The organism is Streptomyces sp. Act143 (assembly GCF_003143935.1).
Lineage (GTDB): Bacteria > Actinomycetota > Actinomycetes > Streptomycetales > Streptomycetaceae > Streptomyces.
In genome coordinates, this window is the sequence record NZ_QFRX01000001.1 from 7,255,701 (window position 1) to 7,270,060 (window position 14,360).

Sequence of the window (14,360 nt, forward strand, 5' to 3'; positions counted from 1 at the left end):
CATGGAGACGGACCGTACGAGAAGAGACGAGGGTGTCGCGCCGCTGCCCGCCGGCACCCGCCTGCTGCACATCGGCCCCCACAAGACCGGCACGACATCCATCCAGGGCGCGCTGTTCGCCGCCAAGGACCGGCTCGGTGAGCACGGCGTCCTGTGGCCCGCCGCCACCCGGCACCCGATGGAGGCCGTCCTCGCTGCCTGCGCCCGGCCCGGGATGATGGGCGACGCGGCGCCCGACGAGAAGCAGTGGCGGCAGCTGGTGGACCGGGTCGACAGCGCCGGCCGGTCCACCACCTCGGTCATCAGCAGCGAGTTCTTCGCCGACGCCTCCGACGACACGGCCATCGAGCGGATCGTCGAACAGCTCGGCGGCGACTCCGTGCACATCCTGGTCACCCTGCGCCCGCTGGCGAAGATCATGCCCTCGCAGTGGCAGCAGTACGTGCAGAACGGGCTGCGCATGGGCTACGAGGAGTGGCTGGAGCACATGCTCCGCAAGGCCCCGTACGAGAAGCCCAACCCCAGCTTCTGGCGCCGCCACCGGCACGACCGGCTGGTCGAGCGCTGGGTCCGGGCGGTCGGCGCCGAGCGGGTCACCGTGGTCGTGGTAGACGACCGCGACCGGAACGGGCTGATGTGCACCTTCGAGCGGCTCCTCGGTCTCCCGCAGGGCCTGCTCCAGGAGGTCCCCGACGCGGCCAACCGCTCTCTCACGCTCGCCGAGACCGAAATGCTGCGGAATCTTAATAGGGAATTCCGCGGCAATGGACTGCCCGACGAGCTGTATTCGAAGCTGGTGCGGCACGGCGCGGTGATGCATATGAAGAACGCGTGCAGCCCGACATCGCAGGACGTGAAGATCTGCACCCCGCGCTGGGCCGTGGAGGCCGCCGCCGGGATCGGCGCCGAGGCGGCACTGCGCATCGGCGCGACGGGCGTGCGGGTCCTCGGCGACCCGGCGCTGCTGTCAGCCGTGCCCGAGCCCGGCACCGAGACCCTTGCGGAACCGCGGATCGCTCCCGAAGTGGCCGCGCAGGCGCTGTACGGGGCGCTCGCCGCGGCCGCCGCCGCGCCGATCCGGAACACCGCGCCGGTCAAGTCGCGGACGGTGCACCAGACCTCGTCCAAGGAACTCGTGAAGGTGCTCGGCCACCGGTGCCTGAAGCGGCTGCGACGCCGCTGAGCCTGTGGCGGCTGCGACGCCGCTGAGCGGTACGGTCGTCACACACAGCAATACGGAACTCCTGTGGAGTTACTCACAGCAATTCAGGGTGCTCGCCACAACGGTCTCCTCAATCACCAGGAGTGCAAGGTGAATGACAGGTAGCGCGCACATATGCGGTGGACGGCGCTCACCTTGCACTGCGGTAACCCCAAGTGGGACCATTTCCAAGTTCCCTGTCGCCCCGAGGTAGGTCACCTGTGTCCCAGCACATCGCCAAGCCCCGTACCACCGCAGTGATCCTGGCCGGCGGTACCGGTCAGCGCGTGGGTCTCTCGATCCCCAAGCAGCTGCTGAAGATCGCCGGCAAGGCAGTCATCGAGCACACCCTGACCACCTTCGAGAACGCCGACTCGATCGACGACATCATCGTCCTGATGGCGCCGGGCTACGTGCCGGACATAGAGAAGATCGTGGCCAAGGCCGGGTTCACGAAGGTCAAGAAGATCATCGAGGGCGGTTCCACGCGGAATGAGACCACCGAGCGCGCCATCTCGGCGCTCGGCGAGGGCCTGGCCGAGGGCGAGGACCTCAACGTCCTGTTCCACGACGCCGTTCGCCCCCTTCTCTCGCAGCGCGTCATCGACGACTGCGTGGTCGCGCTGGAGCGCTACCAGGCCGTCGACGTCGCCATCCCGTCCGCGGACACCATCATCGTGACCCGCACCCACGGCGAGGACGGCGAGTTCATCACCGAGATCCCGGACCGCTCCCGGCTGCGCCGCGGTCAGACCCCGCAGGCCTTCAAGCTGTCCACGATCAAGCGGGCCTACGAGGTCGCCGCCGGTGACCCCAACTTCCAGGCCACCGACGACTGCTCGGTCGTGCTCAAGTACCTGCCGGACGTGCCGATCCACGTCGTCGCGGGCGACGAGTACAACATGAAGGTCACCCAGCCCGTCGACGTCTTCATCGCCGACAAGCTCTTCCAGCTGGCCTCCACCGCCGCCCCCGAGCAGGTCTCCGAGGACGCCTACCGCGAGCTGCTGACCGGGAAGACCATGGTCGTCTTCGGCGGTTCGTACGGCATCGGCAAGGACATCGCCGAGCTCGCCGAGTCCTACGGCGCGAAGGTCTACGCGCTGGGCCGCTCCACCACCGGCACGCACGTCGAGAACCCCGAGGAGGTCGACGACGCGCTGTCCAAGGCGTACGCCGAGACCGGGCGCATCGACTACGTCGTCAACACCGCCGGCGTGCTGCGCATCGGCAAGCTGGCCGAGACCGACAACGCGACCATCGAGGAAGCGCTCAAGGTCAACTACCTGGCCCCGGTGCAGATCGCGCGTTCGAGCTACAAGTACCTGTCCGAGACCAAGGGCCAGCTGCTCCTCTACACCTCCAGCAGCTACACCCGCGGTCGCGCCGAGTACAGCCTCTACTCCTCGACCAAGGCCGCGATGGTGAACCTCACCCAGGCCCTGTCCGACGAGTGGGCGGCGGACGGCATCCGGGTCAACTGCGTGAACCCCGAGCGCACCGCAACGCCCATGCGCACCAAGGCCTTCGGCCAGGAGCCGGCCGGCTCGCTGCTGTCCTCCGAGGTCGTGGCCCGTACCTCGCTCGACGTGCTGCTGTCCGAGCTGACCGGTCATGTCATCGACGTCCGCCAGCAGGACCCGACGGCCGCCGCGGGCAAGGCCTCCGGCTTCGAGCAGGCGCTGGCCTCCGTTCTGGACCGTCAGGACGGCGTGGCATAATCAATCGCAATTAGACATCTGTTATTCAGGCCTCTGTGTTCGCCCGTTATCGGAGCATTCGCAGGGGCCTGAATCAGTACCCCTCGCGAATTCCTCACATTTTCGCCGCACCTCAGAACAAAACCGGCACTCCCCCTCCAAGAGCAGGTTCATCCGTGATAACCAGAGCCATTCGCGTAGCCCGGGTGGGCAGCGCGGCCGAGCTGGCCGCGGCGGCCCTCATGATCCTGGGCTTCCCTGTGCTCATGCTGGCCGCGCTCGTCCCGAGTGTGTACGCCTTCGCGGCCGCGGCCGCCGTGACGTACCTGGCGGACCACTATCTGCACCGCAAGAGCAGCTATCTGATCAACCGCCTGAGCAAGGTGCGCGCGGGTCTGTCGATCCGCTTCCTGATCCGGCAGCTGCTGCTGATCCTGCTGCTGGCTCGCCTGGATCTCGCGGACGGCATCGTCTTCTACGGGACGGTCGCCTGCTTCATCGCCTTCTACGGCCTCCAGGCCCCGCACGGCGCGCTGGTCACCCTGATCCGCAACCGCCGCCGGATGCCGGTCGCCACCCGCAACGTCGACCTGGCCGCCCGCATCCGCATCCCGGACGCCCCGCCGCGCGGCCTGCTCAACCGCTCCGCCGAGAAGATGCTCCACCTGGACCTCTTCGCGGTCGTCGGGGTACTGGTCTCCGCCGCGATGGACGACACCGTGGCGGCCTTCGCCGGCATCGGGGCGACGATAGCGCTGGGCACCCTGTACGTCCTCGCGCTGATGCCGTACGTCCGCGGCAACAAGATCCCGCCGAACGCGGACAAGGTCCTCGCCGCGGTCGACGACTGGCTGGCCGGGTACCGGCCCGAGACGGTGCTGTACTTCTCCGGCTCCAAGGACTCGGCGTACCAGGTCAACATGTGGCTGGAGACCATGGAGCAGCTGGACTCCAAGCCGCTGATCATCCTGCGTGAGCGCGTCATACTGCAGAACCTCGCGCCGACCACGGTCCCCGTCATCTGCGTGCCCGGAGGGGTGCACCTGATGAACATGGACCTGTCCACCGTGCGGGTCGCGCTGTACGCGGCCAACGTCGGCAAGAACATCCACCTGCTGCGCGTGCCGACCATGAAGCACGTCTTCATCGGCCACGGCGACAGCGACAAGCTCGCCAGCGTCAACCCGTTCAGCAAGGTCTACGACGAGGTGTGGACCGCGGGCCGCGCGGGCCGCGACCGGTACGCCATCGCCGACGTCGGGGTCCGCGACGACGACATCGTGGAGGTCGGCCGCCCGCAGCTGGCGCCGATCCAGACCTGGCAGGGCGTGCCCGAGGGCCGTATCCCGACGGTCCTGTACGCGCCGACCTGGGAGGGCTGGGACGGCAACCCCGGCAACACCTCCCTGGTGCTGGCCGGCGAGAACATCGTCAAGAAGCTGATCAAGGCCGACCCGCCGGTCCGCGTCCTGTACAAGCCGCACCCCTTCACGGGCACGGTCAGCAAGGCGGCGGGCGCCGCGCACGCCCGGATCACCGCGCTGGTCGAGAAGGCCGCCGCCGAGCGCGCCACGGACGCCCGCTTCACGTCGGACGCCGCCGCCCAGGCGCAGGCCAAGGCCGAGCTGACCCGCATCGAGGCCCGGATCGCCCAGCTGGCCGGCAACGGCGGCGAGAAGGGCGACGAGGCCGAGGCCACCCGTGACGGGCTGGTCGACGTGGCCAGGCACGAGGAGATCGCCCGGCTGCGCGCCGAGTGGAACGACACCTACTGGCGTTCCTTCGGCACCCACGAGCACCGGGTCATCACCGGCGCCGAACCGCGGCTGTACGACTGCTTCAACGTCTCCGACGCGATGGTCTCCGACATCTCGTCCGTGGTCTCCGACTTCATCGCGAGCGGCAAGCCGTACGCGGTGACGGACTCCGCGGAGCTGGGCGTGGAGGAGTTCAAGCGGCAGAACACCGCGGTGCGCGCCGCCACCATCCTGTCCAACAGCGCCGCCGAGCTGGGCGAGCTGCTGAGCGCGGTCCGCGACCTGGCGGGCGACCCGCTGGCCGAGGACCGCAAGGAGCTCAAGCAGTACCTGCTGGGCCCGGACGAGCCGACGTCCATCGAGCAGTTCAACACCGCGGTGGCGGACCTGGCCCGCAAGGCCGACACCCGCAACGCCGGCCAGGAGTCACGGGCGGCGGCCGGAGCCGCGGAGGCCGCGACCACGGCCTGACCCGTCCGCCTGGCCCATTCGGCCCAGGGCCCGGTTTTCGAGGAGTGATTCTCGAAAGCCGGGCCCTTTTGCGTATCTGAGGGGGGAACGGTCGTTGTAGTCCGTGACCTGCGTCACAAAGGACATGCTCAGAGACAACCGCTGGTGACGTTCGGCCGTCTAACTGATTGCGAATATGAGGATACGGGGGAAATGTGACCCAGCCTGATGTGACCGTGGTCATCGGCGCCTACGAAGCCATGCCCTACCTGGTCGAGTGCCTCGCGTCCGTGGAGGCCCAGACCCTCGGCCACGCCCGCATCGAGGTCATCGCGGTCGACGACGGCTCGACGGACGGCACGGGCGAGTACCTGGAGGAGTTCGCCGCCCGCGTCGACATGCCGGTCACCGTCATCCGCCAGGACAACTCCGGCGGCCCCAGCGGCCCGCGCAACGTCGGCCTGGACAAGGCCACCGGGCGCTACGTGTTCTTCCTCGACGCCGACGACCGGCTCGGCCCCGAGGCCCTTGAGCGGATGGTCGCGATGGCCGACCGCAACGCCACGGACGTGGTGCTCGGCCGCGTCGAGGGCATCAACCGCAAGCCGCCGCAGTCCATGTGGGGGCGGACGCTGGAGCGCACGGACGTCTGGTCGTCCAACATCAAGTTCACGCTGAGTGCGCAGAAGCTGTTCCGCCGCGAGCTGCTGAACCGTCACAGCATGCGCTTCGACGAGTCGCTGTGGACCGGCGAGGACGCCCTGTTCACCATGGAGGCCTATCTGCGGGCCGACGGCGTCTCCCTCATCGACGACTACACCTGCTACTACCTGGTGGGCCGCGAGGACGGCAAGCACGTGACGAAGAGCGGGAGCTACACCCTGCGCTTCGACTCCGCACGCGCCCTGATGACCCTGATCGCCGACATGGTCCCGGCGGGCCCGCGCCGCGACATGCTCATGGTCCGCCCGTTCGTCGTCACCCTGCTCCCGCAGTTCGGCGCGAAGTACCTCAAGGACAGCGAGCAGGTGCGGCGGCACAAGTTCGAGCTGGCGAAGCCGCTGCTGGAGGCGTACTGGACCGAGGAGGTCGCCCGCCGGCTGCGGGTCGAGGAGCGGCTGCGGATACACGCGGTGGCCGGGCAGCGCCCCGATCTCCTCCTGGACCACCTGGAGTTCCAGCGGGCCAGGAAGAAGCCCGAGGCGCTGCTGGAGAAGCGCGGCCGGCGGGTGTACTTCGCCTACCCGCACTTCCGGGACGCCGCCACCGGCATCCCGGACGCCCTCTACCTCGCCGAGCCGCGCGAGGCCCGCGCCGTCCCGGGCTACCGGGAGGGCGGGCTCGACTCGTTCGTACGGCGGGCGGTGCGCAAGGCGCGCCGGAGCCTGCCGTCGCGCTCCCGGGACGTCAGGCCGGCTGCGGCGGCGTGACGGCGGACGGGTCCTCGGCCTGCCGGGGCCCCGGGATCTCCGCCGCCAACCGCTCGGCCATCCGCGCGCGGTGCTCCCGTGCCGCCGCGCACAGCACCTGCACGGCCTCGTTGAAGCGCTCCTGCGAGGACGGCTCGTCCGGCCCCAGCAGATGCCGTTTCAACTCGGCCCGCGCCTCGGCCAGTCCGTCCTTCTCCGGATGCCGTACGGCGTCCAGCAGGCCCGGCACCCCCGCCGCGTCCGGCGTCAGCACGGTCGCCGCCCGCACGGTCGGGAACGCCTCCCGGAACGCCTCCTCGGCCAGCCCGCTGGTGTTGGCCACCGCGTACGGCTTGCCGCTCGCCAGGAAGTCGCTGACCACGCTCGACACATCGCTGACGAGCAGGTCGGCCCGGTTGAAGCAGGCGTAGAGCGCGGGCCGGGTGCCCGTGACGATCTGGTGCTCCCACTCCGGCAGCGAGGCCCAGTAAGCCGCCTCCCAGGCCGCCGTGGCCCGCTCCACCGCCCTGGCCCGCCCGCGGGGCGGCGCGGACTGCAGCAGCATCCGCTCCACCGAGTCGGCACTGGTGCGGAAGTCGGTGGTGGTGAGTCGGTCCAACTCCTCCGTGCACCGCGCCAGTTGGCCTCCGGTGTCGGTCCGCGCCCCCGACCGCGTCCGGTTGGCGGCCCGGATCAGCTCCCGCATCCGCTGATCGGCCGCCCCCGCCCGCGGGTCGACCGACCCGGTCAGCGGATGCGGCTTGTACAGCAGCCGCACACCGGGATCGGCGAGCAGCGCCCGTACGAGGTTCTCGCCGGCCTCGATGACGGAGGTGTTGCCCGGATTGCCGTCCCAGCCCTCCCAGGTGGGCGCGTACAGCACGGTCGTGTACGGGCCCTGCGGCGGGCCCGCGTACGGCCGTACGGCCTCCAGTTGCGGCCGTCCGATCTCCCGCACCTCGCGGTCGTCCACGCCCACCTCGGCCAGCGCGTACCGCTCGCGGGCCGCCGGACCGGCCACCCACACCTCGTCGTACGCCTTCGCGTACGGGTTGCACGAGGACAGCTTGTCGCTCTCGCCGTGGTTGACGAACGTGTGCTTGAGCGTGGGGATGCGCAGGACCTGCGAGGTCTTGCCGGAGTTCGACGGGTGGATGAGGACCTGGAGGGTGGAGTGCTCCAGCCGCATCAGGGTGGTGACCTTGGGCAGACAGACGATCGGCACGTCGGTCGCGGCGATCTTCTGCACCATGAAGCGCTCGCGCAGCACGATGACCGGCCGCCCGTCGAGCCCGGCGAGCGGCTCCAGCCACATGTTGGCCTGGTACGCGGAGGACGCGCCGCCGGAGAAGTACAGGCCGACCGTGGGCCGGTACTCCGCCAGCCAGGCGTCGAACCAGTCGAGGACCTCCTGCTCGCCCGCCGGGCGGCGGCTCGGCAGCAGCCGCAGCAGCAGCTCGCCCAGGCCGAGGAGCGCCAGGACGAGGGACACGGCCAGTCCGCCGACGGCGGCGGCCGGGACGTCCGTGGCCGCCGTGGCCGCCAGGCCGAAGGTCGCGGGCAGCCCGAACACCAGCAGCCGGTGCCCGGGGCGGCGCAGCAGCAGTGCGGGCGGGGCCGTCGACAGCCGCAGCGCGGAGGCGTCGATGTTCCGGGTCACCACCGGCAGCGTGCGGGTGCGGCGGACCAGGACGGAGACGGCCTGGATCGCGCAGTGCAGGGCGTAGAAGAGCAGCAGGGCGGCGACGATCGGGCCGTACACCGCCTCCCGGTCCTGCTCGCCCACCCGCAGCAGGCCCGCCACCAGCAGCAGGTCGCGCAGGACGTGCCGGACGGTGATGTCCGCGTGCGACTTGGCGAACACCGTCGCCATGCCCCGCTGCCACCGGTGCAGCACCCCCTCCCCGGCCACCGAGGCCGCTGTGGCGGCGATCAGCAGCGGCACGTCGGGAAGGAAGGCGGCGACGGCCTGGGCGGCGAAGGCGGCGGCCAGCAGGACCGTGACGAGGACGCGGGGGGCGGCACGGCGGAGCGGGAGCCGCCGCCTGCGCCCTGTGCGAGGGCCGGCGGCGGAACGCTTCAGCGGGCGTCTGAGGCGGAGCAGGCGGGGGCGGCGGAGTCTCTTCGTGGGCACGGCGTCACTCCAAGGTCGTCAAGGACGTGCGCCCGGGTTAACGCCTGCCGACCTCTGGACGACACGCGCGTGTCCGGGCGCCTTGGAGCGACCGTGAAGTGATAGGAGTGCCGTGCCCGCTCAGCGCCCCGACTGCAGAGCCCGGCGGATCGGACCGCCCACGACCCGGCGGGCGCGGCGGTAGACCGACGGCGCCGGGACCGCACCGGACGCCTTCGACGACCGGGAACCGGCCTTGGCGCGGGTCAGGTCGCGCTTCAACCGCTCGTTGTCCTGCGTCAGTTCGGCGATGGTGCGCTGCATGAACGCCATGCGCGCGGCGAGCGAGCCGAGGTCGGCCTCCAGCCAGGGGCGGACGCCCGCCGGGAAGGACAGCTTGCGCAGCCGCGCCTCGAAGGCGGCGCCGCCGTCGCCGTGCGTGAAGGTGTTCTGCAGGCCGTTGCGGTCGAGGAAGCCCGTGAACCGCTCGAAGCGCTCGTGGTGACCGCTCATCAGCTTGCCGAAGTCCGCGTCCTCGTACAGCTTCGCCGGGTCCAGGTCCGCGGGCACCTTGTCGATGCGGAGGTGCGGGATGTCGAAGTAGCGGCACAGCTCCAGCGTCCGGGAGTCCCCGGACAGCACGGTCGCGGGCGTACCGGCCAGCAGCGCGGCGATGTTGCCGTGGATGCGGGAGCCGAAGGAGAAGTCGAAGCCGCGCAGGTCGTCGATCCAGGTGACCGGGTCGATGTAGACGCGGACCTTGTCCTCGCCGTACATCGGGTGGTCGGGGTGCGTCGGGATCGCCTTGACCTTGGCGTTCGGGTCCGACAGGTCCCGCCAGTGCAGCTGCCGCGCGTCGGAGAGGTTCTGGCCGATGAAGCGCAGGTGCGGGTAGCGGGCGTGGGTGCGGTCGATGACCTTGCCCAGGCCCTGCTTCTGGACCGCGCTGTGCGAACCGTTGATCGCGATCCGGGACTCGGCGGTCAGCTGCGGCGCCCGCTTGTGGACGGCGAGCTCCTTGCCGTACATGAACAGCGAGGGGCAGCCGATGACCTCGACGTCCTTGAAGCCCATGTCCCTGAGGTACTGCTCGGTGAACTCGCCGCGCACCCCGATCGAGGCGCTGCGGTCCAGGACCGCGGAGACGAAGTCGCGGACCGCGGGCTCGATGGGCTTGAGCCGCGCCGGGTCGTAGTTGAGGCCGGTCTGCGCTCCGACACCGGTGACCACGACCGGGATCTTCAGCCGTCTGATGAGGCGGGTCAGGCGCTTGAGTCCGGCCTCGAAGGACGGACGGAAGGCGTTCGCCAGCGGTACGACGAAGGCGTCGTACTCCGCGTTGATCAGGGCCGCAGACGCCACGTCGGCCTTCATGCCGTTCGACACCACCTCGGTGCCCGGCGTCTCCAGGATCTTGTGGGTGGCGTCGCTGAAGATCAGGTTGCCGGAGTTGGTGGCGATGACGTCACGCTGGAGGGCTTCCTCGACAGGGACGACGTCGAAGGGACTCTTACCGGACCTGAGGAGAACGCGCTTCACGGCGTTCAACTTAAGTTGGTGAGTTCTTTGATTTCTATAAGGAACCCCTACAACCTTTTTGCCGTATGCGATGCGTGAGCAAACAGTTACGTCCTGGTGTGTCCGGGGGCTGAAACGCCGGGGCGGCCGAGGGGGCGCTTCGCGTAGATTGCTGCCACGCGCAAGGAAGTGGGGACAGTGCAGGTGGCAAGCGTCGCAAGCGCCCGGCAGGCCGTGACCGAGGCCCGCAGGATCGTCGTCAAAGTGGGCTCCTCGTCACTGACCACCGCATCGGGAGGCCTGGACGCCGACCGCGTCGACGCGCTCGTCGACGTCCTCGCCAAGAGCCGCAGCGGGGGAGAGAAGGAGGTCGTCCTCGTCTCCTCCGGCGCCATCGCCGCCGGACTCGCCCCGCTCGGGCTGCGTCGCCGCCCCAAGGACCTGGCCCGCCAGCAGGCCGCCGCCAGCGTCGGCCAGGGCCTGCTCGTCGCCCGCTACACCGCTTCCTTCGCCCGCTATGGCGTCCGCGTCGGCCAGGTGCTGCTGACCAGCGACGACATGAGCCGCCGGTCCCACCACCGCAACGCCTCCACCACCCTCGACAAGCTCCTGGCGATGGGCGCCTTCCCGGTCGTCAACGAGAACGACACCGTCGCCACGGACGAGATCCGCTTCGGCGACAACGACCGGCTCGCGGCGCTGGTGGCCCACCTGGTCCGCGCCGACCTGCTGGTGCTCCTGTCCGACATCGACGGCGTGTACGACGGAGACCCCAGCAAGCCCGGCACCTCGCGGATAGCGGAGGTGCGGGGGCCGGCGGATCTGGCGGGCGTCGAGATCGGCAGCGCCGGCAAGGCCGGGGTCGGCACCGGCGGCATGGTCACCAAGGTCGAGGCCGCCCGGATCGCGGCCGCCGCCGGCATCCCCGTGGTGCTCACCAGCGCCGTCCACGCGGCCGACGCGCTGACCGGCGGCGACACCGGCACCTACTTCCACCCCACCGGCAAGCGCTCCGCCGACCGGCTGCTGTGGCTCCAGCACGCCTCCACCCCGCAGGGCTCGCTGACCCTGGACGACGGCGCGGTGCGGGCGGTCGTGCAGCGCCGCAAGTCGCTGCTGCCGGCCGGCATCGCCGCCGTGGACGGCGAGTTCAACGCCGGGGACCCGGTCGAGCTGCGCGACACCGAGGGGCGCGCGGTGGCCCGCGGACTCGTCAACTTCGACGCCAAGGAGATCCCCCAGCTGATCGGCCGCTCCACCCGGGAGCTGGCGCGGGAGCTGGGGGCGGCGTACGAGCGGGAGGTCGTGCACCGGGACGATCTGGTGATCCTCCAACCCTGACGGCTTCGCGGCGCGGCGCGGCGCGCGGCGGCGGGCCCGGGGCCCCGGGTTGCCGAAAACGGGGTGAACGCCTTGTCAAGGCTGTCGCCCTCAGGTGGACGTTCCGCAAAAGTGCCACGCGAGCCCTTGCGGCCTGCTCAACTTTGTTTCTAGGGACACGTTCCGCGCGACCACCGTGTCGGTCACGGGGATCACTGGGTAAAGGAGGCCGTCGTGAGACGAGTGCGCCCTGGGGCCGCGCCCCGTGGTGGTGCCGAGGAGGCCTCGTTCCGTGCGGCCGGTGAGGAGCGCCTCTTGACGAGCGTCGCGGCCGGCGACCGTTACGAGGAGCCGGCCGAGCTGCCCCGGCTGTGGCACGTCACCCTCAGCGTCTCCGGCGAGGAGGCCCCGCTGAAGGAGGTGCGGCGCGGCCTCGAACAGCTCGCCCACGACCACCCCTTCCTGCTGACCAGCCGCTACGCCAACGACCACGCGGAGATCCGCTACTGGGAGGAGGCCCGCGATCTCCACGACGCCGCCGCCGTCGCGCTGCGCCTGTGGGGCGAGCACCGCCAGACCGCCCAGCTGCCGCCCTGGGAGATCGTCGGCCTGGAGGTCATCGACCGTGAGACCTACCACCAGCGCGTCGCCGAGGGCTACGGCCCGGCACCGGCGACACCGGTAGGGGTTCACCCCTTTTGACCTGCATCGCTCCATAGGGACCCATTGACCCCGTCTCGCGGTGCAAGACGACGGGGTCCCCACCCCCGTACGGCGCACTACCCTTCCCTCATGACCACGCTCTCGCCGTACGACTCGATGTCCCCGGTCACCCAGGCCGCCTACCGCGCCAAGGCCGCCGCCGCCGACCTCGCCCCGCTGCCGCGGGCCGATAAGGACGACGCGCTGCTCGCCGTCGCGGACGCCCTGGAGGTCCGTACGAGCGAGATCGTCGAGGCCAACGCCAAGGACATCGCCAAGGCCCGCGAGGCCGGCACCAGCGAGGCCATCATCGACCGGCTGACCCTCACGCCGGAGCGGATCCGCGCCATCGCCTCCGACGTCCGGGACGTCGTCGCGCTGCCCGACCCGGTCGGCGAGGTGGTCCGCGGCTCCACCCTGCCCAACGGCATCGACCTGCGCCAGGTCCGCGTCCCGCTGGGCGTGGTCGGCATCATCTACGAGGCCCGCCCGAACGTGACCGTGGACGCCGCCGCCCTGTGTCTGAAGTCCGGCAACGCGGTGCTGCTGCGCGGCTCGGCCTCCGCGTACGAGTCCAACACCGCCCTGGTGCGGGTGCTGCGGGACGCCGTCGGCGGGGCGGGGCTGCCCGCCGACGCCATCCAGCTGGTGCCCGGCGAGAGCCGCGAGAGCGTACGCGAGCTGATGCGGGCCCGCGGCCTGGTCGACGTGCTCATCCCGCGCGGCGGCGCCTCCCTGATCCGCACCGTCGTCAGCGAGTCGACCGTCCCCGTCATCGAGACCGGCACCGGCAACTGCCACGTCTACGTCGACGCCCACGCCGACCTCGACATGGCCATCGACATCCTGATCAACTCCAAGGCCCAGCGGGTCAGCGTCTGCAACGCCGCCGAGACCCTCCTCGTCCACCAGGACATCGCCCCCGAGTTCCTGCCGCGGGCCCTGGACGCCCTCGCGGAGGCCGGCGTGACCGTGCACGCCGACGACCGGGTGCTGGCGTACGCCAAGGACTCCAAGGCGACGGTCGTCGAGGCGACGGCCGAGGACTGGGAGACCGAGTACCTCTCCTACGACATCGCCGCGGCCGTCGTCGACTCCCTGGAGAAGGCCGTCGAGCACATCCGGCTGTGGACCTCCGGGCACACCGAGGCCATCGTCACCACCTCGCAGCAGGCCGCCCGCCGCTTCACCCAGCTGGTCGACTCCACCACCGTCGCCGTGAACGCCTCCACCCGCTTCACCGACGGCGGCCAGTTCGGCTTCGGCGCCGAGATCGGCATCTCCACCCAGAAGCTGCACGCCCGCGGCCCGATGGGCCTGCCGGAACTGACCAGCACCAAGTACATCGTCACGGGCGACGGGCACGTGCGCCGCTGAGAGGCAGCCAAGGGGCAGCTGACACGCTGAGGGCGCGCGTTCGTGCATATGCGCACGGCACGCGCCTTCGGCGTACGCCCGTGCGCGGGGGAGACGTCTCACCCAGCGGATGAATTTCCATACCGTCTGCCCAAATTGACCCCTCAGGTCTACTCTGGATCCGTGCCGGAGGACGTGGGGGGCACGCCGTTCCCTGACGGCTGGGAGCCCGACGACGACCACGACCGCGGGGTGTCGGACGAAGAGTTCGCCTCCGTGGTCTTCGACGAGGCCTTCGTACGGGCGGCCGTGGTGCACGAGCCGACCGCCGTCGAACGCCTCCTGGCCGCCGCCCAGGCGAGAGCGGAGGCCTCCGAGGCCGAGGCCCGCAGAACCCACGGCCGAGGCAAGCGCTACGACGACGGGTACGGCACCGACGGCCGCGCCGGTTTCGGCCATGATCCCGAGCTCGACGACCTGGACGACGACACCGACATCCTCGAAGGCCGCTACGGCGCCCCGGGGACGTACGGCAAACAGGTCCGCTGGCACCGCCCCGTCGCCTGGATGCTCGCGCTCCTCATGGGCATCGGCATGGTCACGCTCGCCTTCACCGCGGTCTACCGGGGCGCGTCCTCCAACAGCCGCGACCAGGTACCGCCCCCGCCCGCCACGACGGGCCTGGAGCAGGGCAGCGCGCCGCCGCCCTCCGCCTCCGCGGACTACTCCCAGCCAGCCTTCTCGGCGGTCCCGAAGACGCCCTGAACGTCCGTCGGTCACGCCCCGACCGTCCTGGTGAGAACCTGTCAGAACTTGTCGTGCGACGGGGCGTTT

At 70.5% G+C, this 14,360-nt stretch carries 10 protein-coding genes; 8 read left to right on the plus strand and 2 right to left on the minus strand.

Annotation, left to right across the window (positions count from 1 at the left end; genetic code table 11):
- Position 1: 1 nt before the first annotated feature.
- The 4 genes from DI272_RS33125 to DI272_RS33140 all read left to right on the plus strand — a co-directional run bounded on the left by DI272_RS33125 (position 2) and on the right by DI272_RS33140 (position 6,538).
- Positions 2-1,183, plus strand: a complete 1,182-nt coding sequence (locus DI272_RS33125; protein ID WP_109498841.1) for a hypothetical protein — start codon at positions 2-4, stop codon at positions 1,181-1,183.
- 239 nt (positions 1,184-1,422) lie between these two features.
- On the plus strand, positions 1,423-2,922 hold the full coding sequence (locus DI272_RS33130) for a bifunctional cytidylyltransferase/SDR family oxidoreductase (RefSeq protein WP_109498842.1): 1,500 nt from the start codon (positions 1,423-1,425) through the stop codon (positions 2,920-2,922).
- Between the two features lie 185 nt (positions 2,923-3,107).
- Positions 3,108-5,129, plus strand: a complete 2,022-nt coding sequence (locus tag DI272_RS33135) for a hypothetical protein (protein ID WP_109498843.1) — start codon at positions 3,108-3,110, stop codon at positions 5,127-5,129.
- A 239-nt stretch (positions 5,130-5,368) separates the two neighbouring features.
- Positions 5,369-6,538 carry a glycosyltransferase family 2 protein gene (locus DI272_RS33140; protein ID WP_375138125.1) on the plus strand — a complete coding sequence of 390 codons (1,170 nt, stop codon included), beginning with the start codon at positions 5,369-5,371 and terminating at the stop codon, positions 6,536-6,538.
- On the opposite strand, the gene DI272_RS33145 is transcribed toward DI272_RS33140, so the two are convergent.
- Together DI272_RS33145 and DI272_RS33150 are read right to left on the minus strand one after the other, a co-directional pair.
- On the minus strand, positions 6,516-8,513 hold the full coding sequence (locus DI272_RS33145; protein ID WP_181387566.1) for a hypothetical protein: 1,998 nt from the start codon (positions 8,511-8,513) through the stop codon (positions 6,516-6,518). The two genes, DI272_RS33140 and DI272_RS33145, sit on opposite strands and share 23 nt — an antisense overlap.
- Positions 8,514-8,771: 258 nt before the next feature.
- Complete coding sequence (locus DI272_RS33150; RefSeq protein ID WP_109501181.1) at positions 8,772-10,169, minus strand: polysaccharide pyruvyl transferase family protein; 1,398 nt, start codon at positions 10,167-10,169, stop codon at positions 8,772-8,774.
- 213 nt (positions 10,170-10,382) lie between these two features.
- Between DI272_RS33150 and proB the strand changes: the two genes are divergently transcribed.
- From proB to DI272_RS33170, 4 genes are all read left to right on the plus strand, one after another.
- Positions 10,383-11,489 carry a glutamate 5-kinase gene (proB, locus tag DI272_RS33155; RefSeq protein WP_109501182.1) on the plus strand — a complete coding sequence of 369 codons (1,107 nt, stop codon included), beginning with the start codon at positions 10,383-10,385 and terminating at the stop codon, positions 11,487-11,489.
- A 222-nt stretch (positions 11,490-11,711) separates the two neighbouring features.
- Positions 11,712-12,170 (plus strand): hypothetical protein, encoded by a 459-nt coding sequence (locus DI272_RS33160; protein WP_109498845.1) that lies wholly within the window; start codon positions 11,712-11,714, stop codon positions 12,168-12,170.
- 90 nt (positions 12,171-12,260) lie between these two features.
- Positions 12,261-13,547, plus strand: a complete 1,287-nt coding sequence (locus DI272_RS33165; protein ID WP_109498846.1) for a glutamate-5-semialdehyde dehydrogenase — start codon at positions 12,261-12,263, stop codon at positions 13,545-13,547.
- Between the two features lie 135 nt (positions 13,548-13,682).
- Entirely contained in the window at positions 13,683-14,291 is a 609-nt protein-coding gene (locus tag DI272_RS33170) for a hypothetical protein (protein WP_181387393.1), read from the plus strand.
- The last annotated feature ends 69 nt before the right edge of the window (positions 14,292-14,360 follow it).

What these genes read in the sequence shown, in the direction of transcription:
- DI272_RS33125 (WP_109498841.1), top strand. Translation starts at nt 2, where the DNA reads ATGGAGACGGACCGTACGAGAAGAGACGAGGGTGTCGCGCCGCTGCCC.
- DI272_RS33140 (WP_375138125.1), top strand. Translation starts at nt 5,369, where the DNA reads ATGCCCTACCTGGTCGAGTGCCTCGCGTCCGTGGAGGCCCAGACCCTC.
- DI272_RS33165 (WP_109498846.1), top strand. Translation starts at nt 12,261, where the DNA reads ATGACCACGCTCTCGCCGTACGACTCGATGTCCCCGGTCACCCAGGCC.